This window comes from Klebsiella sp. F11 (genome assembly GCF_056712265.1).
Genome location: NZ_CM160060.1, coordinates 684090 through 709841 on the forward strand (window position 1 = coordinate 684090; position 25752 = coordinate 709841).

Here is a 25752-nt window from a genome sequence, read left to right on the forward strand (position 1 = left end):
CGTCAGCCAATGCCCATCGCCTGCAGGGCCACGAGGCTAAATCCCATACCGCACAGCACGCCATAGCCTGGGTTGCTTTGCCGATCGATCTCTTTTGCCAGCGGCATGAGCTCATCAACCGATCAACGCCGACATCCCCTCGGCGCCCGGCGCGGCGGGGAGCATTTCCATCAGCGAGATAAGCAGTGAGAGGAAAACGCGTCCTTTACCGCGGCTTACATTCAAATTTTCTGATGATGATCATCACGCTTATCTGAGTTTATCCTGATGCAAAAACGCGTAATGTGAAGGCATCAAATCTCCTCTACTCAAGGATATCATCATGTCCCTTACCCGAATGCCGGCGTTGTTTTTAGGCCACGGCAGCCCGATGAACGTGCTGGAAGATAACGTCTATACTCGCGCCTGGCGGCATCTGGGCGAAACCCTGCCGCGTCCGCAGGCGATTGTGGTGGTCTCCGCACACTGGTTTACGCGCGGTACCGGCGTCACGGCGATGGAAGCCCCGAAAACGATCCACGATTTTGGCGGCTTCCCGCAGGCGCTGTACGATACGCACTATCCGGCTCCGGGCTCCCCTGAGCTGGCACAGCGCCTGGTTGAGCTGCTGGCGCCGGTACCGGTGGCGCTGGATAAAGAAGCATGGGGCTTCGACCATGGCTCGTGGGGCGTGCTCATCAAAATGTACCCCGACGCCGATATTCCGATGGTGCAGCTGAGCATCGACAGCAGCAAGCCGGCGGCCTGGCACCTGGAGATGGGGCGCAGGCTGGCGGCGCTGCGCGATGAAGGCATTATGCTGATCGCGAGCGGTAACGTGGTGCATAACCTGCGCACGGCGCGCTGGCACGGTGAAAGCACGCCGTATCCCTGGGCGGAGTCGTTTAATGAATATGTGAAAACGAATCTGACCTGGAAAGGGCCGGCTGAGGAACATCCGCTGGTGAACTACCTGGCGCATGAGGGCGGGTCGCTGTCAAACCCGACGGCGGAACACTTCCTGCCGCTGCTGTACGTGCTGGGCGCCTGGGACGGCGAAGAGCCGATTTCCATACCGGTAGAAGGAATGGAGATGGGATCGTTAAGCATGCTGTCGGTGCTGGTTGGGGCGTAGCGGGAAAATGGAGCTGCCCCGGCAGACGCAGCGCTGCCGGGGCGGGATACTACTCGACGAAAATGTGCGGATAGAAACGTGAAAGATCCTGGGTGATCAGCGCCCGATCTTCGCGAACGCCGATCCCGGCTGGCTTATCGTCGATCAGCCAGCTGCCGATCAGCGTATAGCTGTCGCCAAACTTCGGCAGCGGATAGAACTCCTGCACGATGGTGCCTTCTTCGCCGTACGGGCCTTCTACCGCTTCCAGCACCTTGCCGTTTTCAACGATCGACACGTTTGCGCCTTCGCGGGAGAAAATCGGCTTGATGACGTACTTCTCCATTTCGGGATGCGCGTCTTCGCTGAACCAGGATGCCAGCAGGTTAGGGTGGTTCGGGAACATCTTCCACAGCAGCGGCAGCAGCGCCTTGTTGGAGATAATGCTCTTCCATGCCGGCTCAAGCCAGCGTACGCCGGCGTCCTCCAGCTTGGTGGAGAAGACCTCGCGCAGCATATACTCCCACGGATAAAGCTTGAACAGATTGCCGATAACCTGATCCTGAACGTCGGTAAACTGGCCCTTTTCGCCCAGGCCGATATCTTCGATATAGAGGAATTCGGTGGCGACGCCGGCTTCGGCAGCGCAGTCCTGCAGATACTGGACGGTACCGCGATCCTCTTCGGTATCGCGGCAGCACGCCATGTGCAGCAGCTGGAAGCCAAACCGTTCGCGCAGCTCGGTAAAGCGCTCAATCAGCTTTTCCTGCAGGCTGTTGAACTGATCGCTGCCAGCCGGCAGCAGGCCGGCGTTGAGCTGATCTTCCAGCCAAATCCACTGAAAGAACGCCGCCTCATACAGCGAGGTTGGCGTATCGGCGTTGTTCTCCAGCAGCTTGGGCTCGCCAACGCCGTCCCACGCCAGGTCAAGGCGCGAATAGAGCGACGGCTGGTTGGTTTTCCACGACTGGCGCACGAAGCCCCAGGTGTGTTTGGGGATGCGGAATTTGGCCATCAGATCATCGCTGCCGATCACGGTTTCCACCGCCTGCAGGCACATCTGATGCAGCTCGGCGGTAACGTCTTCCAGCTTCTCAACCTGCGCCAGGGTCAGCTTGTAATAGGCCTCTTCGCTCCAGTACGGCTCGCCGTACATGGTATGGAAGTTAAAGCCGTATTCGGTCGCCTTTTCGCGCCAGTCCGGGCGCTCCGTGATGCTGATTCTTTCCATGAGCGTTAGCCGCCCATTGAACGCGAAGAAGAGGTGCCTGCGGCGCTACGCTGCATGGCGGACTGCTTCGCCACCGACTCGCCGAAACCGCCGCGGGTCACGGTGCTGGTGGTTGCCGGTTTCGGCGCCATCGCCGTCTTCGGTACGTTCATCGTACGGCCTGGCTGCGCGGCGCCGTAGCTCTTGCCGCCGGCGTCGGTGTACTGACCATAGGCCGGGCTGGCCGGGTTTTTCGAGCTGAACAGCGGCTGCTGCGCGCCCATGCCGCCGCCCATCATGCGGCCCATCATGTAGCCGGCCATCAGCGGCATCCAGAAGCTGCCGCTGCTTTGCGCCTGGGCCTGATTTTCCGGCGCGACGCCGGCCTGAGCCGGCGCCTGCTGGCACTGGCCTTCACCGAACTCTGCTACGCAATCTTCGCGGGTAGCGTACTTCGGTGCGGTACGTTCGGCTTCTTTGGTCGCGTTATTGAAGGCGGTTGTACACTCTGCGCTTTTGCCAGGGTTGGCAGCGGAGCAGTCGTCAGCGTTTTGATACAAAGAAACCGTCTCGTCGCTTTTTTCGCAGCCGGCGAGCATAAAGACGGCCGTCACGGCGAGCGCGACCGGCGTCAGATGACGAGCGCTCCAGCTTTTGCGGAACGAGGCATGATTAATATTTTTTGTCCGTTTCATGTTTGTCTTCCTGGACCCAGTGGTATGGCGTTTTGTTAACGCTCAGGATAGAGGATGAGTGGTGGAAAATGAAGCGAAGAGGGGCGGAAAGCAGGGGATCTTTACGTTGCCTTACGTTTAGCGCTCCGCTTAACGGAATCCGTTACGCGGAGCGCGATGACGCAACGAAGATTACTGGCGGAAAGGATTCGCGCCGCTGGTTTTCGTGGTGCGGGTAGAAGCCGGCGTTGCCGCAGGCGCCGCGCTGCTGCCGTAGCCGTCGGCGCTGGCGTCCTGCTGCGGGTTCTCCGGCGCAACGCTATCCGGTGAGGTGTCGACAGGTTTACCCAGGGTATTGTTCAGCGCAGTCAGATCCTGCTCATTCAGAGTACCGAGCGCGGACTTGATGTTCAGCTGGTTAATCAGATAGTTATAACGCGCGCTGGAGAGCTGCTGCTTGGCGTTATACAGCGTAGTTGTCGCATCCAGCACGTCAACGATGGTACGCGTACCAACGGAATAGCCGGCTTCCATCGCATCCAGAGAGCTCTGGGCAGAGACCACCGCCTGTTTGTAGGCGTTGATGCTGCTGATTGAAGCGTTGATGTTATTAAAGGAAGAGCGAACGGTCTGCACCACGGTACGGTGCGAGCTTTCCAGCTGTTCGCTGGCTCCGACGAAGTTGTACTGCGCCTGTTTCACCTGCGAGTTAACCATCCCGCCCTGATAAAGCGGCAGCGAGAAGCTCAGACCGATTTTGTTCTGGCCGGCGTCGGTGTCACCATAGCGCGAAGGGTCGTTGGTTTTTGAACCGTTATAGGTGGTATTGGACACCCCGGTTGATGCTGTTAAATCCAGAGTCGGCAAATGGCCGTCCTGCGCCTGGCGAATTTGCTCACGCGCCAGATCCTGGTTCAGACGAGCCTGCAGCAGCGACAGGTTGCGGTTTTCCGCTTCCTTCAGCAGCGCGTTTACCGCTTGCGGCTTGTTGGTTTTGAAGCCGTCAACGTTCAGCGACGACAGCTGCGGATAGTAGTTGCCGGTCACCTGACGCAGCGCTTCAACCGCGTTGTCGAGGTTGTTACGCGCGGTGACTTCGTTGGCCAGCACGGAGTCGTACTGGGAACGGGCGTTCTGCACGTCGGTAATGGCAACCAGGCCCACGTTAAAACGCTGAGTGGTCTGATCCAACTGACGATAGATCGCCTGTTTCTGCGCTTCGGTATAGGAGAGCGTATCGATGGCGCTCAGCACGTTAAAGTAGGCCGTAGCGGTGTTCAGGATCAGCGTCTGCTGGTCGGTCTGATAGGTGACGTCCTGAATACCGGCCGCTTTTTCCTGCAGCGTGAGGGCGCGCCATTTCGACATATCGAACAGCGTTTGCGTGAGCTGCAGCGAGCCGCTGGTGACGTTAGAGTTAATGCCGTTGCTGTCGCGATAGCCGTTAGTATAGGTATAATCTGCACCCAGATCGAGCTGAGGCAGTAACGGGCTACGTGCTTCGTTGATCTTTTCGAATGCAGCATCGCGATCGGCTGCTGATTTACGCAGGTCAGGATTGCTGATACGCGCCTGCTGATAAACCTGCATCAGGTTTTCTGCCTGGCTCATGGCGCTGAAGCCAGTCAGGCCCAGGCCGATAAGGATGGGGAAAAATTTCTTCATTTGCATTCCTTGTTGTGAAGCATAAAGCGCTGCCCAAAAGCTAAATATATCTGCTGATTGTATAGAGTCTGTCGCCGTAAAAAGTTGGCGTTACGTGCCATCCGGCGGTAATTTGCACCAATCTAACATACGGACTGTAAAACGGTAGCCAAACGGCTTATAAATCCCTACTTTCGAATTCGCAGGACACCGACAATGAGCAAGCCCAACAAGCAGGGAATTACCTTCGCTAAAAACGATGTAGAAATTATTGCACGCGAAACGCTTTATCGTGGTTTTTTTTCGCTGGATCTATACCGTTTTCGCCACCGGCTGTTTAACGGCGGGATGAGCGGCGAAGTGACGCGTGAAATTTTTGAACGCGGGCATGCCGCCGTCTTGCTACCCTTTGACCCAATACGTGATGAAGTTGTGCTGGTCGAGCAGATTCGCATTGCCGCATATGACACCAGCGAGAGCCCGTGGCTGCTCGAAATGGTGGCTGGCATGATTGAAGAAGGCGAAACGCCTGAGGACGTCGCCCGGCGTGAAGCGGTAGAAGAGGCGGGCCTTGACGTTGGACGGATAAAGCCGGTGCTGAGCTATCTGGCGAGCCCCGGCGGCACCAGCGAGAGGCTGTCGATTCTGGTGGGGGAAGTCGATGCGACGACGGCCAACGGCATTCACGGCCTGGCGGATGAAAATGAGGATATTCGGGTTCATGTGGTCAGCAGGGAGCAGGCTTATCAGTGGGTAGAAGAAGGGAAGATCGACAACGCAGCTTCTGTCATCGCGCTGCAATGGCTGCAGCTGCACTATCACAATTTACGTAATGAGTGGTCAAAATGAAGCGTTATACGCCTGACTTCCCGGAAATGATGCGCCTGTGTGAAACCAATTTTGCCCAGTTGCGCCGCCTGCTGCCGCGAACCGATGCAGTGGGCGATATGGCGGGCTACCAGGTGGGCAGTGCGCAGTACCGGCTAACTATCGTTGAATCGACCCGCTACACTACACTGGTGTCGATTGAGCAAACGGCGCCGGCGGTAAGCTACTGGAGCTTACCGTCCATGACGGTACGCCTGTATCATGATGCGATGGTGGCCGAAGTGTGTTCGAGTCAGCAGATTTTTCGCTTCAAAGCGCGGTATGATTATCCTAATAAAAAGTTGCATCAACGCGACGAAAAGCATCAAATTAACCAGTTCTTAGCCGACTGGCTGAGATACTGTTTAGCACATGGAGCGATGGCGATTCCGGTTTGTTAGCGTCGTGAAACCTAAGGACACCATTTGGAAAGCCTGTTAAACCTTCCTTTGGCTGGTGAGGCCAGAGTCAGGATATTACAAATTACTGATACTCACCTGTTTGCTGAAAAACATGAAACGCTGTTAGGCATCAATACCTGGGAAAGCTATCAGGCCGTGCTGGAAGCCATCCACGCCTCGCAGCGCCAGTGCGATCTGATTGTCGCGACAGGCGATCTGGCACAGGACCACTCGGCCGCGGCCTATCAGCACTTCGCTGAGGGTATCGCGAGTTTTGCTGCGCCCTGCGTTTGGCTGCCGGGCAATCATGATTTTCAGCCGGCAATGTACAGCACGCTGCAGGAAGCAGGCATTTCCTCCGCCAAGCGCGTTCTGCTCGGCGACCGCTGGCAAATACTGCTGCTGGACAGCCAGGTATTCGGCGTTCCCCACGGTGAGCTGAGCGATTTTCAGCTGGAGTGGCTTGAGAACAAGCTCGCGGCAGAACCTGAACGCTATACGCTGCTGCTGCTGCATCATCATCCTCTCGCCTCTGGCTGCAGCTGGCTGGATCAGCATAGCCTGCGCAACGCCGCGGCGCTCGATCGCGCGCTAGCCGCCTTTCCCCGCGTCAGGCATCTGCTGTGCGGCCATATTCATCAGGAGCTGGATCTCAACTGGGGCGGACGACGCATGATGGCCACGCCGTCGACCTGCGTGCAGTTTAAGCCGCACTGCGACAACTTTACGCTGGATACCGTTTCTCCCGGCTGGCGCTGGCTGGATCTGCATCCCGACGGCACCCTGACGACCGAAGTTTGCCGCCTTAGCGGCGTGAAATTTCACCCGGATATCGCTTCAGAAGGATACTGATGGCTACGCTCCTCTATCTGCACGGATTTAATAGCTCTCCGCGGTCGGCTAAAGCCACGGCGCTGAAGGCGTGGCTGGCGCAAAATTATCCTGAAATTAACATGGTGGTACCGGAGCTGCCGGTTTACCCCGCGGAAGCGGCTGAGCTGCTGGAAGCGATTGTTCTCGAACACGGCGGAGAACCGCTGGGCGTTGTCGGCTCCTCGCTGGGAGGCTACTACGCAACCTGGCTATCGCAGTGTTTTATGCTGCCTGCGGTGGTTGTAAACCCGGCCGTGCGCCCGTTTGAGCTGCTGAACAATTTCCTCGGCCTCAATGAGAATCCGTACACGGGGCAGCAATATGTGCTAGAGTCTCGGCATATTTACGATCTCAAAGTCATGCAAATCGACCCGCTGGAATCGCCCGACTTACTCTGGCTATTGCAGCAAACGGGCGATGAAGTGCTGGATTATCGCCAGGCCGTTGGCTACTACGCCTCATGCCGGCAGACGGTAGAGGAGGGCGGCAATCATGCATTTGTCGGCTTTGAAGATCATTTCACTCAGATTATCGATTTTCTGGGCCTGCGCTAAGCATCCCTGGACGACCTACGAATACACACCATGACGCAATCTTCATACAACGCTGATGCCATTGAGGTACTCACCGGGCTAGAGCCGGTTCGCCGCCGTCCGGGAATGTACACCGACACGACACGTCCTAACCATCTTGGTCAGGAAGTTATTGATAACAGTGTGGATGAAGCACTGGGCGGCCACGCCAAACGCGTGGAGGTCATTCTGCATGCCGATCAATCGCTGGAGGTTATCGACGACGGGCGAGGTATGCCGGTTGATATCCACCCTGAAGAAGGGGTTCCGGCGGTTGAGCTGATCATGTGTCGGCTGCACGCGGGCGGCAAATTTTCCGGCAAGAACTACCAGTTCTCCGGCGGCCTGCACGGGGTGGGTATTTCGGTGGTCAACGCCTTGTCGAAGCGCGTTGAGGTTAACGTACGCCGCGACGGCCAGGTCTACAGCATTGCGTTTGAGAACGGCGATAAGGTTGAAGATCTGCACGTTACCGGCACCTGCGGTAAGCGTAACACCGGTACCAGCGTGCACTTCTGGCCGGATGAAAGCTTCTTCGATAGCCCGCGCTTCTCCGTCTCGCGCCTGACCCATTTGCTCAAGGCCAAAGCCGTACTGTGCCCCGGCGTGGAGATCGTTTTCCGCGACCTGGTGAACAACAGCGAGCAGCGCTGGTGCTATGAGGACGGCCTGACGGACTATCTGCGCGAAGCGGTGAACGGCCTGCCGTTGCTGCCGGAACAGCCGTTTGTCGGCAACTTCTCCGGTGAAACCGAAGCGGTCGACTGGGCGCTGCTGTGGCTGCCGGAAGGCGGCGAGCTGCTAACCGAAAGCTACGTCAACCTGATCCCGACCATGCAGGGCGGAACGCACGTTAACGGCCTGCGCCAGGGCCTGCTGGAGGCGATGCGCGAGTTCTGCGAATATCGCAATATTCTGCCGCGCGGCGTCAAGCTCTCGGCGGAGGATATCTGGGATCGCTGCGCCTACGTGCTGTCGGTGAAAATGCAGGATCCGCAGTTCGCCGGCCAGACCAAAGAGCGCCTCTCCTCGCGCCAGTGCGCGGCCTTCGTCTCCGGCGTGGTAAAAGACGCCTTCAGCCTGTGGCTGAACCAGAACGTCCAGGCCGCGGAGCTGCTGGCCGAAATGGCGATTTCCAGCGCCCAGCGCCGGATGCGCGCGGCTAAGAAGGTGGTGCGTAAGAAGCTGACCAGCGGCCCTGCGCTGCCGGGCAAGCTGGCGGACTGCACCGCCCAGGATCTCAACCGTACCGAGCTGTTCCTCGTGGAAGGGGACTCGGCGGGCGGGTCTGCCAAGCAGGCGCGCGACCGCGAGTATCAGGCGATCATGCCGCTGAAGGGCAAGATCCTCAATACCTGGGAGGTCTCTTCGGATGAAGTGCTGGCCTCGCAGGAGGTGCACGATATTTCGGTGGCGATCGGTATCGATCCGGATAGCGATGATTTGAGCCAGCTGCGCTACGGCAAGATCTGTATCCTCGCGGATGCGGACTCCGACGGCCTGCACATCGCCACGCTGCTCTGCGCGCTGTTCGTTAAGCACTTCCGCACGCTGGTCAAGCACGGGCACGTCCACGTAGCGTTGCCGCCGCTGTACCGCATTGACCTCGGCAAAGAGGTTTACTACGCGCTGACGGAAGAAGAGAAAGCCGGGGTGCTTGAGCAGCTCAAGCGCAAGAAGGGTAAACCGAACGTGCAGCGCTTTAAAGGGCTGGGTGAAATGAACCCGATGCAGCTGCGTGAAACCACGCTTGACCCTAACACCCGCCGTCTGGTTCAGCTGATTATCAGCGATGAGGACGAGCAGCAGACCACCGCGATGATGGATATGCTGTTAGCCAAGAAGCGCTCGGAAGATCGCCGCAACTGGCTGCAGGAAAAAGGCGATATGGCGGATATTGAAGCCTGAGCCGGCCGACGGCAGGCGTAGTACAAAAAAGGGAGCCGCTGGCTCCCTTTTTACTGGCCGTAATACCGCCGGCCCGCGGATTATCTTAAACCCCGGGCTGCAGGATACGAATGCTGACTTCCAGCACGTCGCCCTTCACCGCTTCGCCGTGGGCTTTCATATGCGGAGTTTGCAGGTGCGCTTCGAGATGCGCTACGCTTTCCCACAGTTCCACCATCACGATGGAATCGGGCGAGGTGCTCTGAAAGCTGACGCCTGAGGCGTGGTCGATCATCGCCGTGTAGCCGTGGCAGCCCTCTTCCTGTAAAACCAGCGGAATTGTTTTGGCGAACTGATCCAGCACCGCCTGGCGATGGTGCTGGCCAGGGCGGGTACGAATTTCTGCAATCACTGTCAACATGATGTACTCAACTCCTTCTGTATATAGACCTTTAGTTAACCAAAAATCTGCGCCAGATGCTTGCGATATTCTGCGATGTAATGCGGAACATCAGGCATTTTAATCACGTCGTTAGCGATAAAGGTCGGCAGGGCGGTCATGCCGAGGAACTGGTTGGCCTTGTGGAACGGCAGATAAACACCGTCAACGCCGACGCCGTGGAAGAACTGCGCTTCATCGGTAAAGGCTTCCATCGGCGCGTTCCAGGTCAGGGAGAGCATGTAGCGCTTGCCCTGAATTAAACCGCCTGAGCCATATTTTTTGCTGGCATCGGAGCGGGTGCGGCCGTCGCTGGCGTACAGCGAGCCGTGGCCTTCGGTGAAGACATCATCGATGTACTTTTTCACGGTCCAGGGCGCGCCCATCCACCAGCCCGGCATTTGCCAGATGATGACGTCGGCCCAGAGGAAATTTTGTACTTCTTCTTTAACGTCGTATTCGCTTTCGGCATGGACGATTTTAACATCATGCCCAGCGTCGCGCAGATAACCATCCGCGACCTCGGTCAGGGTGTCGTTTAGCTGGCCGTTAGAGTGGGCGAATTTTTTTGCCCCGTTGATAATCAGAATGTTGCTCATTTTTTACCCCTGGCGTTTCAATTTTGTCGGTTATTTTAGCCCACCGGTCAGGACGGTAAAATGAGCAAAATGTGCAAAGTCTTTTGCTTTTTTAGCAATAATCCCGCTACCAGCCGACCCGCGCCTCAAAGCCGCCGTCGGGGGCGTTATCGAAGGTAATCGTCAAGCCGTGCAGGGCGGCAATGCGGCGGACGATAGAGAGCCCCAGCCCGCTGCCCGGCTCATCCTGGCCGGGAGGGCGATAAAAGCGCTCGCCGATACGCGCCAGCGCTTCGGGGCTGATGCCCGGGCCGTTATCGCAAATGCGAAACCCGCGGGCGTCGGGGATGATATCCACCCGGCTTCCGCGCGGGCTGTAGCGTACGGCGTTATCCAGCAGGTTACGCACCAGCAGGCCAAGCAGCAGCGGCTGACCCACGCGCGTCACCTTCGCGGCGTGCGGATGCAGGCGTAGCTCGATGCCCGCCTGCTGCGCCGGATGGTACATCTCCATCACCGCTGACTGCAGCAGCTCGTCGATGGCGACGCTATCCACGTCTTCGAGCTCGGCCAGGGAGTCGAGGCGCGACAGCGTCAGCAGCTGATCGACCAGCCGGGTGGCGCGATCGATCCCGACGTGCAGCTGCGCCAGCGCCCTTTCACGGCCCTGCGGGTCGTCCATCGACAGCTGGGCAACTTCGGTCTGCACCTTCAGCGCCGCCAGCGGGCTGCGCAGCTCGTGGGCGGCGTCGGAGGTAAAGCGGCGCTCGCGGATCATGGCGTCGTGAGTTCGGGCAAACAGCTGATTCAGCGCATCGACCAGCGGGCGGACCTCGCTGGGGATTCTGGCGACGCTGAGCGATTCCTCCGAATCCGGCGCGCGCAGGCGCAGGGTGCGGGCGAGCCGCTTGAGCGGCGCCAGCTCGCGGCTGAGCAGGACGATCAGCAGCAGAAACATCAGCGGCAGCGCCACCAGCCAGGGAGTCAGCTGCGAGGTGACGATATCCAGCGCCATCTCCCGGCGGTAGTCCCACTCCTGTCCGACGACAATGCGGTAGCGGCCGTCGGCGGTGGTGAGCTGCAGGAAGCGCCACTCATCATCATCGTTATGCAGGTAGCCGTCGCTGAAGCCTTCCCGTCGCTTATCCCCCGGAATATCCTCGCCGTTTTCGCTATCGTGCAGCACCATTTTGCCGTCGGCGCTAAAAATGGCGAAGGCCAGCGCATCGTCGTCAAGGTGGCCATGCCTGACCTTCTTTTTCGTCCGCACCTGAGGAGGAGAGGTATGCAGCTCGGCGAAATTCATCGCGCTCAGGCGACGGGCAAACAGCAGCTGCTGGGTATCAAACAGCTTATCCAGCTTGTGGGCGGTCTGCTGCCAGGCAATAAACGAGGCGCTTCCCCATGCCAGGCCGGTGAGCAGGAAAAAAAGCAGCGTCAGGCGAACGCGCAGGCTTAGCCGACCCAGCTGTTTCATGCGTCCCCCAGGGTGTAGCCAATGCCGTGGACGGTGCGAATAAAGTCGCTGCCGAGCTTGCGGCGCAGATGGTGTACGTGGACCTCCACGGCGTTGCTGGAGACATCGTCGTCCCAGCTATAGAGTTTTTCTTCAATGAGCCTGCGCGGCAGCACGCGTCCGGCGTTGCGCATCAGCAGCTCGAGCAGGGCGAACTCTTTGGGCTTCAGCGCCAGCGGCTCCCCCGCGAGGGCGATCGTCAGGCGGCCGGGGTCGAGAGTGACGTTGCCGTGGCGCAGCTCGCTGCTGCTCTGGCCGTGGGCGCGACGTATCAGCGCTTCGAGGCGGGCGGCGACCTCAATAAGCGCGAAGGGCTTACACAGATAGTCATCGGCGCCGAGCCGAAGCCCTTCGACCCGCTGGCTGAGCGCATCGCGCGCGGTGATGATCAGTACCGGCTGGTGGTGACCTTTATCGCGCCATTCGCGCAGGATATCGAGACCGTCGATGCCGGGCAGCGTCAGATCGAGGATCACCGCGTCATAGGGAGCGGCGTAGAGCGCGGCTTTTCCCTCTTCGCCGCGGGTGAACCAGTCGATGCTAAAGCCCATTTTGCTCAGCCCGGCCTTGATGCCGTCGCCGATGAGTTTGTCGTCTTCCACCACTAAAATACGCATTGGCCTGCTCCTGTGGCTCGCGGATATACGCGCAGTAAAACGCGTTGCTGCGCCCTCTGTACAGCAATAAAATTTCTTTTTTCCGCTTAAGAAGTTGTTAAGTTTTGCCCGCTCTAATGGTGGCGATATCAACATCAAGGGAGAACTCATCATGAAGAAAATCGCCGCAATGACCGCAATCGTTGCTTTAGTTTCTATGCCGGTGCTGGCCGCCGAGCAGGGTGGTTTTTCCGGCCCTGGCGCCGCGCAAACCAGCCAGACAACCGCGCAAAAAGGCGGCTTTGTGGGCCCGAACGGCAGCGTGACGACGGTGGAGAATGCCAAATCCCTGCGTGACGACGCCTGGGTGACCCTGCGCGGTAAAATCGTTGAGCGCATTTCCGACGATCTTTATAAATTCCAGGATGCCTCCGGGACGGTGAATGTCGATATTGACCACAAGCGCTGGAATGGCGTCACCGTGACGCCGAAGGATACGGTGGAAATTCAGGGTGAGGTCGATAAGGACTGGAACTCGGTGGAAATCGACGTGAAGCAGATAAGTAAAGTCGCCCCGTAAAGCCTCTGAGCGGGGCGCCGCTGCCGCTCCGCGTAGCAGAATTCTCAACCGGTCTAACGCCCTGTGACTCAGGGCGTTAGATAGGGTATTATCGCGGGTAGTTTTGCCGCCCGAACGGTCGGTACCCAGATTGAGGATTCACGATTAATGAGCGATATGGCAGAGCGCCTTGCGCTGCATGAATTTACGGAAAACGCCTACCTGAACTACTCCATGTACGTCATCATGGACAGGGCGTTGCCGTTCATTGGCGATGGCCTGAAACCGGTCCAGCGGCGCATCGTGTATGCGATGTCCGAACTGGGCCTGAACGCCAGCGCTAAATTCAAAAAATCCGCCCGCACCGTCGGCGACGTGCTGGGTAAATATCACCCGCACGGCGATAGCGCCTGCTATGAGGCGATGGTGCTGATGGCGCAGCCGTTCTCTTACCGCTACCCGCTGGTGGACGGTCAGGGCAACTGGGGCGCCCCGGACGATCCCAAATCCTTCGCCGCGATGCGTTATACCGAATCCCGCCTGTCAAAATATGCGGAGCTGCTGCTGGGCGAGCTGGGTCAGGGAACCGTTGACTGGGTGCCTAACTTTGACGGTACGATGCAGGAGCCGAAAATGCTGCCTGCGCGTTTGCCGAATATTCTGCTCAACGGCACTACCGGTATCGCCGTCGGGATGGCCACCGATATTCCGCCGCACAACCTGCGCGAAGTGGCCAAAGCGGCCATCACCCTGATTGAAAAGCCGCAGACTTCGCTCGACGAGCTGCTGGATATCGTTCACGGACCGGATTACCCCACCGAAGCTGAAATCATTACCCCGCGTGCCGAGATCCGTAAAATCTATCAGAACGGCCGCGGCTCGGTGCGCATGCGCGCGGTGTGGAAGAAAGAGGACGGCGCGGTGGTGATTAACGCGCTGCCGCATCAGGTTTCCGGCGCCCGCGTGCTGGAGCAAATCGCCGCCCAGATGCGCAATAAAAAGCTGCCGATGGTGGACGATCTGCGCGACGAGTCGGATCACGAAAACCCGACCCGGCTGGTGATCGTCCCGCGCTCTAATCGCGTGGATATGGATCAGGTCATGAACCACCTGTTCGCCACCACCGATCTCGAAAAAAGCTACCGCATCAACCTGAATATGATTGGCCTGGACAATCGCCCGGCGGTCAAAAACCTGCTGGAGATCCTGGCGGAGTGGCTGGTCTTCCGTCGCGATACCGTCCGTCGCCGCCTGAACTATCGTCTGGAGAAAGTGCTCAAGCGCCTGCACATCCTCGAAGGTTTGCTGGTGGCGTTCCTGAATATCGATGAAGTCATCGAAATCATCCGCAGCGAAGATGAGCCTAAGCCGGCCCTGATGTCGCGCTTTGGCATCAGCGAAACCCAGGCGGAAGCGATCCTCGAACTGAAGCTGCGTCATCTTGCTAAGCTGGAAGAGATGAAAATCCGCGGCGAGCAGAGCGAGCTGGAAAAAGAGCGTGATAATCTGCAGGCTATTCTGGCGTCCGAGCGCAAGATGAATAACCTGCTGAAGAAAGAGCTGCAGGCCGATGCCGACGCCTTCGGCGACGACCGCCGTTCGCCGCTGCGCGAGCGGGAAGAAGCGAAGGCGATGAGCGAGCACGATATGCTGCCGTCCGAGCCGGTGACCATCGTGCTGTCGCAAATGGGCTGGGTGCGTAGCGCCAAAGGCCACGACATTGACGCTCAGGGGCTAAGCTACAAAGCGGGCGACAGCTGGAAAGCGTCGTCGAAGGGCAAGAGCAATCAGCCGGTGGTGTTTATTGATACCACCGGACGCAGCTACGCCATCGACCCGATTACGCTGCCGTCGGCCCGCGGCCAGGGCGAGCCGATTACCGGCAAACTTACGCTGCCGCCGGGCGCCAGCGTCGAGCATATGCTGATGGAAGGCGACGACCAGAAGCTGCTGATGGCCTCCGACGCCGGCTACGGCTTCGTCTGCACCTTCAACGACCTCGTCGCGCGCAACCGCGCCGGTAAGGCGCTGATCTCGCTGCCGGACAACGCGCGGGTGATGCCGCCGCTGGTGATTGAAGACGAGTCCGACATGCTGCTGGCCATAACCTCTGCCGGACGCATGCTGATGTTCCCGGTCAGCGATCTGCCGCAGCTGTCAAAAGGCAAAGGCAATAAAATTATCAATATTCCGTCTGCGGATGCCGCTTCCGGGCAGGATGGCCTGGCGCATCTGTTCGTCCTGCCGCCGCAGAGTACGCTGACCATCCACGTCGGCAAGCGTAAGATCAAGCTGCGCCCGGAAGAGCTGCAAAAAGTCACCGGCGAGCGCGGTCGCCGCGGTTCGCTGATGCGCGGGCTGCAGAAAATCGATCGCGTGGACGTTGATTCGCCGCATCGCGCCTCGGCGGGCGATAGCGACGAGTAATATGGGCATCCTCCTCCACGGGGGAGGATGTTAACATTTGCCGCCAAACCGTTGTTTATTCGGTCGTTGCGATTAACAATAGACGCAAAATCATTCAAGATATGCCGGGGTAGTCAGTCGCTCCCGGCGTCTTCAACGGGCGAATAACGAATCTGTATCCTGATTAATACCCGCGGCGGCCCGCAAGGGTCGGAGAGCGCAGCCTGCGGTATCACGGGTATTATTCTCAGCGGTTTGGGTTTTAGAGGTAGCTATGCTATTTATTTTTCGACTAATTATCGTTGTTATTTACTGTATTTTTGTCTGCATATTTGGCTGTATTTACTGCTTATTCAGCCCGCGTAATCCGAAACACGTGGCGACTTTTGGCCATCTTTTTGGTCGACTCTCGCCGGTATTCGGCCTGAAGGTTGAGACGCGCAAGCCCGCTGATGCGCAAAGCTACGGCAACGCGATATACATCGCTAATCATCAGAACAACTATGATATGGTGACGGCAGCAAACATCGTGCAGCCGCCAACCGTCACCGTGGGTAAAAAGAGCCTGGTGTGGGTGCCGTTCTTTGGCCTGCTGTACTGGCTGACGGGGAACCTGCTGATCGATCGTAATAACCGGGCGAAGGCGCACGGGACGATCGCCCAGGTGGTGAATACGTTTAAAAAACGCAAAATATCTTTTTGGATGTTCCCGGAGGGAACGCGCAGCCGCGGCCGCGGCCTGCTGCCGTTTAAAACCGGCGCTTTTCACGCGGCTATTGCTGCCGGCGTGCCGATTATTCCGGTATGCGTTTCTAATACTTCGAATAAAATTAAACTCAACCGCCTGAATAACGGCCTGGTCATTGTTGAGATGCTGCCGCCGGTTGATACCAGCGAGTTTGGTAAAGACGGCGTGCGCGCGCTGGCGAAACACTGCCGCGAGCTGATGGCCGCGAAGATTGAAGAGCTGGATCGCGAAGTCGCGGAGCGCGAAGCCGCGGGTAAGAAATAGACAGGAAACGCCGCGATAGCGCGGGCCTGGTGCTAGCGGGAAACGAATTCCCTTTCTGATTTGTCAGTATTTCATGGAGTTAATATGTCACTCAGTCGGCGTCAGTTTATTAAGGCTTCAGGCGTAGCGCTATGCGCGGGAGCCGTGCCGCTGAACGCACATGCCGCCGGCCAGCAGCCAGAACTGCCCGTTCCTCCGCTGCTCGAGTCGCGTCGCGGCCAGCCGCTGTTTTTGACCCTGCAGCGCGCGCACTGGTCCTTTACGCCGGGCACCCGCGCGTCGGTGTGGGGCGTAAACGGTCGCTATCTTGGGCCGACGATTCGCGTGTGGAACGGCGATGACGTTAAGCTGATCTACAGCAATCGGCTGGCGGAAAACGTCGCCATGACCATTCGCGGCCTGCAGGTTCCCGGCCCGCTGATTGGCGGCGCGGCGCGCATGATGTCGCCGAACGCCGACTGGGCGCCGGTGCTGCCCATCCGCCAGAGCGCCGCCACTCTGTGGTACCAGGCGAACACGCCCAACCATATGGCCAAACAGGTCTACAACGGCCTGGCGGGGATGTGGCTGGTGGAAGACGAGGTCAGCAAAAACCTTCCCATTCCTAACCACTACGGCGTTGATGATTTTCCGGTCATCATTCAGGACAAGCGGCTGGATAATTTCGGCACGCCGGAATATAGCGAACCGGGCAGCGGCGGCTTCGTCGGCGATACGCTGCTGGTGAACGGCGTGCAGGGCCCGTACGTGGAGGTTTCGCGCGGCTGGGTGCGCCTGCGCCTGCTGAACGCCTCTAACTCCCGCCGCTACCAGCTGCAGATGAGCGACGGCCGTCTGCTGCACGTTATCTCCGGCGATCAGGGTTTTTTGCCGGCGCCGGTCTCGCTGAAGCAGCTCTCTCTGGCTCCCGGCGAGCGGCGTGAGATCCTGGTGGATATGACCAACGGCGACGAGGTGTCGATTACCTGCGGCGAGGCGGCGAGCATCGTCGATCGCATTCGCGGTTTCTTCGAGCCCTCGAGCATCCTGATTTCGACCCTGCTGTTAACCCTGCGCCCAACGGGCCTGCTGCCGCTGGTTACCGACAGCCTGCCGGTGCGCCTGCTGCCGACGGAAATTTTGACCGGGACGCCGACCCGCAGCCGCGATATCTCTCTCGGCGACGATCCGGGGATTAACGGTCAACTGTGGGATCCGCAGCGCATTGATATTACCGCCCTGCAGGGAACCTGGGAGCGCTGGACGGTACGCGCCGATATGCCGCAGTCGTTCCATATCGAAGGGGTGATGTTCCAGGTGCGCAACGTCAACGGCTCGATGCCGTTCCCGGAAGATCGCGGCTGGAAAGATACCGTCTGGATCGACGGCCAGGTGGAGCTGCTGGTGTACTACGCCCAGCCCTCCTGGGCACACTTCCCGTTCCAGTTCCTCAGCCAGACCCTGGAGCTCGCCGACCGCGGCTCGATTGGCCAGATCCTGGTGAATCCGGCGCCGTAATGCCGATCCCCTGGCCGGGTCCCGGCCGGGGGTAACAAAATCTCCCTTCATTTTCTGCGGTAATCCGGCTTATAATCGCCGCCCTTTGGCTATTTTTTTATCATTTTTCCCCGGAAGCAATATGAGCGCAATATCCCTGATCCAGCCGGATCGTGACCTGTTTTCCTGGCCGCAGTACTGGGCCGCCTGTTTTGGCCCCGCGCCGTTTTTACCCATGTCACGCGAAGAGATGGATCGACTTGGCTGGGATAGCTGCGACATCATTCTGGTCACCGGCGATGCCTACGTCGATCACCCAAGCTTCGGCATGGCGATCTGCGGCCGCATGCTGGAGGCACAGGGGTTCCGCGTCGGGATAATTTCCCAGCCGGAGTGGCATAATAAAGATGACTTTATGCGCCTCGGTAAACCGAACCTGTTCTTCGGCGTCACCGCCGGCAACATGGACTCGATGATCAACCGCTACACCGCCGACCGCAAGCTGCGCCATGACGACGCCTATACCGCGGGCAACGTCGCCGGCAGGCGTCCGGATCGCGCCACTCTGGTCTATACCCAGCGCTGTAAAGAGGCGTGGAAAGACATCCCGGTTATTCTCGGCGGCATTGAAGCCAGCCTGCGGCGTACCGCGCACTATGACTACTGGTCCGATACCGTGCGCCGTTCGGTGCTGGTTGATTCGAAGGCCGATATGCTGATGTTCGGCAACGGTGAACGCCCGCTGGTGGAGGTGGCCCATCGTCTGGCCGCCGGCGAGCCGATTACGCAAATTCGCGACGTACGCAATACCGCCATCATGGTGAAAGAAGCGCTGCCGGGCTGGAGCGGCGTCGACTCCACCCGTCTCGATACGCCGGGTAAAATCGATCCGATCCCGCATCCGTACGGCGAAGATCTGCCGTGCGCGGATAACAAAACCGTTCAGCCGGCAAAGCAAGAGGTTAAACCGGTCACCGTTCAGCCGCCGCGCCCGAAACCGTGGGAAAAAACCTACGTTCTGCTGCCGTCCTTTGAGAAGGTCAAAGGGGATAAGGTCCTGTACGCCCACGCGTCGCGTATTCTTCACCATGAAACCAACCCCGGCTGCGCCCGCGCGCTGATGCAAAAGCACGGCGAACGCTATATTTGGGTTAACCCGCCGGCGATTCCGCTGTCGACGGAGGAGATGGACAGCGTGTTTGCGCTGCCGTATCAGCGCGTTCCGCACCCGGCGTACGGCGATAGCCGCATCCCGGCATATGAGATGATCCGCTTCTCTATCAATATTATGCGCGGCTGCTTTGGCGGCTGCTCTTTCTGTTCGATAACCGAGCATGAAGGGCGCATTATTCAGAGCCGCTCCGAAGACTCGATCGTTAACGAAATCGAGGCGATTCGCGACACGGTTCCCGGCTTCACCGGGGTGATTTCCGACCTCGGCGGCCCGACGGCCAATATGTATATGCTGCGCTGCAAGTCGCCGCGCGCGGAGCAGACCTGCCGTCGCCTGTCGTGCGTATATCCGGACATCTGCCCACATATGGATACCAACCACGAGCCGACGATTAATCTCTACCGCCGCGCCCGCGATCTGAAGGGGATCAAAAAAATTCTTATCGCCTCCGGCGTGCGCTATGACATTGCCGTGGAGGACCCGCGCTATATCAAAGAGCTGGCGACCCACCATGTGGGCGGCTACCTGAAGATCGCCCCTGAGCATACCGAAGAGGGCCCGCTGTCGAAGATGATGAAGCCGGGGATGGGCAGCTATGATCGCTTCAAAGAGCTGTTCGACACCTACTCAAAGCAGGCGGGGAAAGAGCAGTATCTGATCCCGTACTTTATCTCCGCGCATCCGGGCACCCGCGATGAAGATATGGTGAACCTGGCGCTGTGGCTGAAGAAAAACCGTTTCCGTCTGGATCAGGTGCAGAACTTCTATCCGTCGCCGCTGGCCAACTCAACCACCATGTATTACAGCGGCAAGAACCCGCTGGGCAAGATTGGCTATAAAAGCGAAGACGTGGTGGTGCCGAAAGGGGATAAGCAGCGCCGCCTGCATAAAGCGCTACTGCGCTACCACGATCCGGCCAACTGGGCGCTGATCCGCCAGGCGCTGGAAGCCATGGGCAAAAAGCACCTGATCGGCTCGCGCCGCGACTGCCTGGTGCCTGCGCCGACCCTGGACGAGATGCGCGAAGCGCGTCGCCAGAATCGCCATATTCGCCCGGCACTGACCAGGCATACGCCGGCTGAGCATCAGCGCCAGACGCCTGCTGCTGGCGCGAAAAAACGCGTGCGCTCGGCCTCCCGCTAAGACGAAATTCCCCGGCAGCGCAAGGCTTGCCGGGGTGAAGGAATAAAGGGATGAGGTCGCCCGCAGCAGGCGGCCGCGGCGGCGCCGTCCGGGATAAGCGAAAACCGCTCAGCGGTCAGGAAGAAGGGTTAACCGCCAAACTGGTCAGGATCTGGCCCGAGGCGCTTGTTGATATCCAGCTTCGCCATTGCTCCCAGTTCGTCTTTATCGAGGCGGAAATCCCAGACGTTAAAGTTTTCCGCGATACGCGAAGGGGTCACCGATTTAGGGATCACCACCAGGCCGTTATCGAGATGCCAGCGGATCACGACCTGCGCCGGCGTTTTGCCGTACTTATCGGCCAGCTCGCGGACGATTTTCTGATCGAATACGCCTTCGCCGCCCTGAGCCAGCGGGCTCCAGGATTCGGTCTGGATTTTGTGCGTCGCGTTCCAGGCGTGCAGCTGGCGCTGCTGCAGCAGGGGATGGAGTTCGACCTGATTAATCACCGGCACCACGCCGGTTTCGTCAAGCAGCCGCTGCAGATGGTGGACCTGGAAATTACAGACGCCAATGCTTTTGGCCAGCCCCTGTTCTTGTAGCTCAATCATGCCCTTCCAGGCTTCAACGAAATGGTCGATCGCCGGAACCGGCCAGTGCATTAAATACAAATCGACGTAGTCGAGCTGCAGCTTGCTCAGGCTCTCCTGCAGGGCTTCATGCGGGCGTTTTTGATCGTCGTTCCATAGCTTGGTGGTGATAAACAGCTCATCGCGAGGGACGTCTGCCTGGCTCAGCGCGCTGCCGACGCCGGCTTCGTTTTGGTACGCGGCGGCGGTGTCAAAAGAGCGATAACCGACTTCCAGCGCCTTGTGAATGGCGGAGACGACCTCCTCGTTGCCTGCTTTCCACACGCCGAGACCCAGCTGTGGCATCAGGTTGCCGTCGTGCAGTTTTATCACGGTTGGATGTGTCATGCCTTCCTCCTGTTAATGAAGCTTAGCGGGGTACATCTCGCTAAGGGATAGCATTAAGTCTGGACGAAATAGCTAAAAACGGTAGTCAAACTCCTCTCCTTCGCATCCGAAGATGAGAAGGAGAGGGGATATCAGCAGGGGAAAATCAGCGTGCAGCCTCGTAAATACGGCGGCTGACGTCGAGAGTGATATCCTGGTTTTCACCGAGCTGAGTCATGCCGTGTTCTTCCAGTTTAGCCAACAGCGCCGGGATGGAGCTACCGTCTAGACCGTAGCCGCTCAGGCGAGTCGGCACGCCGAGCTGTTCGAAGAAATTGCGCGTTGCGGCGATGGCCGCGTCGATGCGCTCATCTTCAGAGCCTTCGGTAATATTCCACACGCGGGCGGCGTACTGCAGCAGCTTAGCGCGTTTGGCATCGCGTTTTTCATTCCACAGCACCGGCAGAACGATGGCCAGGGTCTGGGCATGATCGAGGCCGTGCATGGCGGTCAGCTCATGTCCCAGCATATGCGTTGCCCAGTCCTGCGGAACGCCGGCGCCGATCAGGCCGTTTAACGCCTGGGTGGCGGCCCACATAATGTTGGCGCGCACGTCGTAGTTCTCCGGCTCCTGCAGCGCTTTCGGGCCATCTTCGATCAGGGTCAGCAGGATGCCTTCGGCAAAGCGGTCCTGGATTTTGCCATCAACCGGATAGGTCACGTACTGCTCAACGGTATGGACAAATGCGTCAACCACACCGTTGGCAACCTGGCGCGGCGGCAGGGTGTAGGTGTAAACCGGATCGAGGATCGCAAACACCGGCTGCACGTGGGAAGACATAAAGGCGCGCTTGTCGCCGGTGGTTTTACGCGAAACGACGGCGCCTTTATTGGACTCGGAACCGGTCGCCGGCAGGGTCAGCACGGAGCCCATCGGGATCGCGTTTTTGACGTTTTTACCGTGAGTTTCGAGGATTTCCCACGGATCGACGTTTTCATCATAATGCGCGGCCGCAGCGATAAACTTTGTCCCGTCGAGTACGGAACCGCCGCCCACCGCCAGCAGGAAGGTGATCTGCTGTTCACGGGCAATTTTGACCGCGTTCATCAGCGTTTCGTAGGATGGGTTCGGTTCAATGCCGCCGAATTCCAGTACCTCAAAGTCGCTCAGCGCGCTCAGGGCCTGATCCAGCACGCCGGTTTTTTTCACGCTGCCGCCGCCGTAGGTGACCAGAATGCGGGCTCCCGCCGGGATTTGATCGCGCAGGTTTTCGATGGCGCCTTTACCAAACAGGATACGGGTTGGGGTATATAGATCGAAATTGTTCATTGCTCATCACCTCAATAAGAGAAAACTGCCGACGGAGAAGATATCCCGGCCAGATGACGGACATTGTGGTCCCGTCACCCGTTCCCCTCAATGCACATTCCTGCCGATGTCTTGCCCATTTCTCCGTAGGGCTGGAGAAAAAGCTGCGGAATGCGCACAATAAAGTCGTGAAAAAACGACTGGAGAGTCACCGTAAATGAAGCGTTCCCGGATCTGTCAGCTGCTAACTGAAAAAGTTAATACGCTGAAAAATAACGAACAAAAACTCAGTGAGCTGCTGCCTGATATTCGCTTATTGTACGGTACGCAGCCGGGGACGCGCACGCCGGTGATGTATCAGCCGGGCATCGTTTTTCTCTTTTCCGGTCATAAAATTGGCTACATAAATGAGCGGACTTTCCGTTACGACACCAATGAATATCTGCTGCTGACGGTACCGCTGCCGTTTGAGTGCGAGACCTTCGCGACGCCGGAGGTTCCGCTGGCGGGGCTGCGGCTGAACGTGGATATTCTGCAGCTGCAGGAGCTGCTGATGGATATTGGCGAGGATGAGCGCTTCCAGCCCGCGGTGGCATCGAGCGGAATCAATTCGGCGGCGCTCTCTGAGGAGATTCTGTGCGCCGCTGAACGGCTGCTGGACGTGATGGAACGGCCGCTGGATGCGCGCATTCTGGGCAAACAGATTATTCGCGAGATGCTCTACTACGTGCTGACCGGACCGTGCGGCGGCGCGCTGCTGGCGCTGGTCAGCCGACAAACGCACTTCAGCCTGATCAGCCGCGTCCTCAAACGCATTGAAAGCCAGTACACCGAGAACCTGAGCGTCGATCAGCTGGCGGCGGAGGCCAATATGAGCGTCTCGGCGTTTCATCACAATTTTAAATCGGTCACCAGCACCTCGCCGCTGCAGTATCTGAAAAGCTATCGCCTGCATAAGGCGCGGATGCTGATGATCCACGACGGGATGAAGGCCAGCGCGGCGGCGATGCGCGTAGGCTACGAAAGCGCGTCGCAGTTCAGCCGGGAGTTTAAGCGCTATTTTGGCATGACGCCGGGCGAAGATGCAGCGCGGATCAGAACGATTCAGGGGATGTAACGGGAAACGCACGCTTCGGGAAGGCGCACTGGCGCCCTCCCGGAAAGGTCAATCAGGCGCTGCAGAACTTTTTCTTAATGACCACCAGCAGCGTACCCAGCAGGCCGGCAACCAGCAGAGCGATAGGCAGGACCATCAGGCAGGTCATTACCTGATCTTCGTGGCGCTTGACGAAAGGAATCATGCTTAGCGCATATCCGAGTCCGGTGACCACGCTGACCCACAGCAGCGCGCTGAGCCAGTTGAAGAACTGGAAGCGGCGGTTGGAGAGCCCCGAAATCCCGGCCATCGTAGGCAGCAGGGTGCGGACAAAGGCCAGGAAACGACCGGCCAGCAGGGCCAGCAGCCCGTGCTTATCAAACATGCAGGTCGCACGCTGATGATATTTTTGCGGCAGATGGGAAAGCCAGCCCTTCACGGTCTCGGTATTGCCGAGCCAGCGCCCCTGGACATAGCTCAGCCAGCAGCCGAGGCTGGCCGCCGTCGTCAGAATGGCAAGGGTGGGCACAAAGTCCATGACGCCTTTAGCAATCAGCGCACCGGCGAGCAGCAGCAGGCTGTCTCCGGGTAAAAATGAGGCCGGCAGCAAACCGTTCTCGAGAAACAGGGTCGCGAACATGACCAGATATACAACGCCCACAACGTGAGGGTTCGCCAATGCGGCAAAATCATGTTGCCAGAGCGCGGCGACAATCTCTTGAATAACAACCATGGACTTTCCTAAGTGGTACCGTATTTTTGCCTAGTGTACTCCTGAAGAGCCCAGAACACCTTGATCCCGGGCGCAACAAAAGCGGCCGCCTCTAACAGAACGTCCGCAATTATTGCCACTGGCCGTCACTTTACACGATACGCGCGAAGCCCGCCGCTAAATCCGCCAACAGATCGTCAACATTTTCTAAACCGATATGGACGCGGATCAGCGTGCCGCTGAAATCGACTTCTGCCTCGGGGCGGATGGCGGCGATGTGCTCCGGCTGGTTCGCCAGGATTAGCGATTCAAAACCGCCCCAGGAGTAGGCCATGCTGAACAGGCTGAAATTGTCCAGATAAGCGGACAGCTCGGCATCGTTCAGCCGCTTATTGAGAATAAACGAGAACAGGCCGCTGCTGCCGGTGAAGTCGCGCTTCCAGAATTCATGCCCTTTGCTGCCCGGCAGCGCGGGATGGTTGACCCGTGCCACCTGCGGATGCTGCGCCAGCCATTCGGCGATGCGCAGGCTGCTCTCGTGGTGCTGACGCAGACGCACGCCGAGAGTGCGCAGGCCGCGGCTGGTCATATAGGCGGTATCCGCGTCGAGCATCTGCCCCATCAGATAGGCGTTCTCGCGCAGCTGGTCCCAGCAGCGCGCGTTGGCGACCGCGGTGCCGACCATCGCATCGGAGTGGCCAATCAGGTATTTGGTGCCGGCCTGAATCGAGATATCGACGCCGAAATCCAGCGCCCTGAACAGCACGCCAGCCGCCCAGGTGTTGTCGATCATAATGATTGCCTCGGGGGCGACGCTGCGTACGGCCGCGACGATCGCCGGAACGTCGTGAACCTCCATAGTTATCGACCCCGGAGACTCGAGGAACACCACGCGGGTATTCGGCTGGACCAGGCGGGCGATATCGGCGCCAATCAGCGGATCGAACCAGCCGGTGCTTACGCCGAGCCTGGCAAGCACTTTGGTACTAAAATCCTGGCTCGGCTCGTAGGCGGTATTGGTCATCAGAACGTGATCGCCCTGCTCAACAAACGCCAGAATCGTATTAGCCACCGCCGCCGCGCCGCAGGGGAACAGGGCGCAGCCGGCGCCGCCTTCCAGCTCGCACATGGCTTCCTGCAGCGAGAAGTGGGTCAGCGTGCCGCGACGGCCGTAAAACAGCTCGCCCTTCGCCCGGTTGCGGGTGGCGTGTTTCTTATCTTCGACGGTGTCGAACACCAGCGATGAAGCGCGCTGAATCACGCTGTTGACCGATCCTAAGGTATATTTTTTACTGCGCCCGGCCTGGACCAGGGAGGTATCAAGATGTTTGTCAGCCATGTTTTTTGCCTGTTTTTATACGTCTGGACGTCTAAACTAGCATGAATACCCGGATGTGTACCGGCTTACGGCGGATACAGGCAAAAATTTTACCAAATCCCCCGGCGGCCACTTTTTTACTGCGTAAGCGCAGGGAAAATAAACGTGATTTGCTGCACAGTGTAAATACTAATGAGAACCACTATCAATTCGATGCCGTTTTGATATTATTGTGCTCAGATTTTGTGATTTACGTCCTGGA

Annotated in this window: 23 protein-coding genes and 1 pseudogene; 12 read left to right on the forward strand and 12 right to left on the reverse strand. The window is 58.5% G+C overall.

Features of this window, described 5'->3' with window-relative positions:
* Positions 1-2 precede the first annotated feature (2 nt).
* A pseudogene (locus AC1M2H_RS03470) lies at positions 3-122 on the reverse strand (zinc transporter ZupT); the annotation flags it as partial.
* 200 nt (positions 123-322) lie between these two features.
* On the opposite strand from AC1M2H_RS03470, the gene ygiD reads away from it, so the two are divergent.
* A complete protein-coding gene (ygiD, locus tag AC1M2H_RS03475; RefSeq protein ID WP_480150300.1) occupies positions 323-1114 on the forward strand; it encodes a 4,5-DOPA-extradiol-dioxygenase in 792 nt (263 codons plus the stop codon).
* A 49-nt stretch (positions 1115-1163) separates the two neighbouring features.
* Here the strand turns inward: ygiD and AC1M2H_RS03480 are convergent, their stop codons facing one another.
* The 3 genes from AC1M2H_RS03480 to tolC all read right to left on the reverse strand — a co-directional run bounded on the left by AC1M2H_RS03480 (position 1164) and on the right by tolC (position 4642).
* Positions 1164-2324 (reverse strand): glutathionylspermidine synthase family protein, encoded by a 1161-nt coding sequence (locus AC1M2H_RS03480; RefSeq protein WP_480150301.1) that lies wholly within the window; start codon positions 2322-2324, stop codon positions 1164-1166.
* Positions 2325-2329: 5 nt separating this feature from the next.
* Positions 2330-2998, reverse strand: coding sequence for a DUF1190 family protein (locus AC1M2H_RS03485; RefSeq protein WP_480150302.1), 669 nt, complete (start codon positions 2996-2998; stop codon positions 2330-2332).
* Positions 2999-3169: 171 nt separating this feature from the next.
* On the reverse strand, positions 3170-4642 hold the full coding sequence (gene tolC / locus AC1M2H_RS03490) for an outer membrane channel protein TolC (protein WP_480150303.1): 1473 nt from the start codon (positions 4640-4642) through the stop codon (positions 3170-3172).
* A 195-nt stretch (positions 4643-4837) separates the two neighbouring features.
* On the opposite strand from tolC, the gene nudF reads away from it, so the two are divergent.
* Genes nudF through parE form a run of 5 tightly spaced genes read left to right on the forward strand, consistent with a single transcriptional unit; the run spans position 4838 to position 9242 of the window.
* Positions 4838-5470, forward strand: a complete 633-nt coding sequence (gene nudF, locus AC1M2H_RS03495) for an ADP-ribose diphosphatase (protein ID WP_480150304.1) — start codon at positions 4838-4840, stop codon at positions 5468-5470.
* Complete coding sequence (locus AC1M2H_RS03500; RefSeq protein ID WP_041147275.1) at positions 5467-5889, forward strand: DUF1249 family protein; 423 nt, start codon at positions 5467-5469, stop codon at positions 5887-5889. Before nudF ends, AC1M2H_RS03500 begins: the two co-directional genes overlap by 4 nt.
* Before the next feature lie 24 nt (positions 5890-5913).
* Complete coding sequence (gene cpdA / locus AC1M2H_RS03505) at positions 5914-6741, forward strand: 3',5'-cyclic-AMP phosphodiesterase (protein WP_480150305.1); 828 nt, start codon at positions 5914-5916, stop codon at positions 6739-6741.
* A complete protein-coding gene (yqiA, locus tag AC1M2H_RS03510; RefSeq protein WP_480150306.1) occupies positions 6741-7316 on the forward strand; it encodes an esterase YqiA in 576 nt (191 codons plus the stop codon). Before cpdA ends, yqiA begins: the two co-directional genes overlap by 1 nt.
* A gap of 30 nt (positions 7317-7346) precedes the next feature.
* Positions 7347-9242 carry a DNA topoisomerase IV subunit B gene (gene parE / locus AC1M2H_RS03515; RefSeq protein ID WP_464415129.1) on the forward strand — a complete coding sequence of 632 codons (1896 nt, stop codon included), beginning with the start codon at positions 7347-7349 and terminating at the stop codon, positions 9240-9242.
* 85 nt (positions 9243-9327) lie between these two features.
* On the opposite strand, the gene AC1M2H_RS03520 is transcribed toward parE, so the two are convergent.
* From AC1M2H_RS03520 to qseB, 4 genes are all read right to left on the reverse strand, one after another.
* Complete coding sequence (locus AC1M2H_RS03520; protein ID WP_480150307.1) at positions 9328-9642, reverse strand: putative quinol monooxygenase; 315 nt, start codon at positions 9640-9642, stop codon at positions 9328-9330.
* Positions 9643-9677: 35 nt separating this feature from the next.
* Positions 9678-10259 carry an NAD(P)H-dependent oxidoreductase gene (locus AC1M2H_RS03525; protein ID WP_480150308.1) on the reverse strand — a complete coding sequence of 194 codons (582 nt, stop codon included), beginning with the start codon at positions 10257-10259 and terminating at the stop codon, positions 9678-9680.
* A gap of 106 nt (positions 10260-10365) precedes the next feature.
* Positions 10366-11715 carry a quorum sensing histidine kinase QseC gene (gene qseC, locus AC1M2H_RS03530; protein ID WP_480150309.1) on the reverse strand — a complete coding sequence of 450 codons (1350 nt, stop codon included), beginning with the start codon at positions 11713-11715 and terminating at the stop codon, positions 10366-10368.
* Positions 11712-12371, reverse strand: coding sequence for a quorum sensing response regulator transcription factor QseB (qseB, locus tag AC1M2H_RS03535; RefSeq protein WP_480150310.1), 660 nt, complete (start codon positions 12369-12371; stop codon positions 11712-11714). The genes qseC and qseB overlap by 4 nt, the downstream gene beginning before the upstream one ends.
* Positions 12372-12522: 151 nt before the next feature.
* Here qseB and AC1M2H_RS03540 point away from each other — a divergent pair, with 151 nt between their 5' ends.
* The 5 genes from AC1M2H_RS03540 to AC1M2H_RS03560 all read left to right on the forward strand — a co-directional run bounded on the left by AC1M2H_RS03540 (position 12523) and on the right by AC1M2H_RS03560 (position 20120).
* Positions 12523-12930: a YgiW/YdeI family stress tolerance OB fold protein gene (locus tag AC1M2H_RS03540; RefSeq protein WP_480150311.1), complete on the forward strand. Its 408-nt coding sequence runs from the start codon at positions 12523-12525 to the stop codon at positions 12928-12930.
* Between the two features lie 147 nt (positions 12931-13077).
* Positions 13078-15336, forward strand: a complete 2259-nt coding sequence (gene parC, locus AC1M2H_RS03545; protein WP_480150312.1) for a DNA topoisomerase IV subunit A — start codon at positions 13078-13080, stop codon at positions 15334-15336.
* A 253-nt stretch (positions 15337-15589) separates the two neighbouring features.
* A complete protein-coding gene (gene plsC, locus AC1M2H_RS03550) occupies positions 15590-16327 on the forward strand; it encodes a 1-acylglycerol-3-phosphate O-acyltransferase (RefSeq protein WP_426812386.1) in 738 nt (245 codons plus the stop codon).
* Between the two features lie 84 nt (positions 16328-16411).
* Complete coding sequence (ftsP, locus tag AC1M2H_RS03555) at positions 16412-17824, forward strand: cell division protein FtsP (protein ID WP_480150313.1); 1413 nt, start codon at positions 16412-16414, stop codon at positions 17822-17824.
* Positions 17825-17945: 121 nt separating this feature from the next.
* Entirely contained in the window at positions 17946-20120 is a 2175-nt protein-coding gene (locus AC1M2H_RS03560) for a YgiQ family radical SAM protein (protein WP_480150314.1), read from the forward strand.
* A gap of 128 nt (positions 20121-20248) precedes the next feature.
* Here the strand turns inward: AC1M2H_RS03560 and dkgA are convergent, their stop codons facing one another.
* A complete protein-coding gene (dkgA, locus tag AC1M2H_RS03565) occupies positions 20249-21076 on the reverse strand; it encodes a 2,5-didehydrogluconate reductase DkgA (RefSeq protein WP_480150315.1) in 828 nt (275 codons plus the stop codon).
* 145 nt (positions 21077-21221) lie between these two features.
* On the reverse strand, positions 21222-22385 hold the full coding sequence (gene yqhD / locus AC1M2H_RS03570; protein WP_480150316.1) for an alcohol dehydrogenase: 1164 nt from the start codon (positions 22383-22385) through the stop codon (positions 21222-21224).
* Between the two features lie 196 nt (positions 22386-22581).
* Here yqhD and AC1M2H_RS03575 point away from each other — a divergent pair, with 196 nt between their 5' ends.
* Positions 22582-23481: an AraC family transcriptional regulator gene (locus AC1M2H_RS03575; RefSeq protein WP_480150317.1), complete on the forward strand. Its 900-nt coding sequence runs from the start codon at positions 22582-22584 to the stop codon at positions 23479-23481.
* A 52-nt stretch (positions 23482-23533) separates the two neighbouring features.
* On the opposite strand, the gene yghB is transcribed toward AC1M2H_RS03575, so the two are convergent.
* Both yghB and metC read right to left on the reverse strand, forming a co-directional pair.
* Complete coding sequence (yghB, locus tag AC1M2H_RS03580) at positions 23534-24193, reverse strand: DedA family general envelope maintenance protein YghB (protein ID WP_480150318.1); 660 nt, start codon at positions 24191-24193, stop codon at positions 23534-23536.
* Between the two features lie 130 nt (positions 24194-24323).
* The gene (metC, locus tag AC1M2H_RS03585; RefSeq protein WP_480150319.1) at positions 24324-25511 is read right to left on the reverse strand and encodes a cystathionine beta-lyase; all 1188 of its coding nucleotides are present in this window, start codon (positions 25509-25511) and stop codon (positions 24324-24326) included.
* Positions 25512-25752 lie beyond the last annotated feature (241 nt).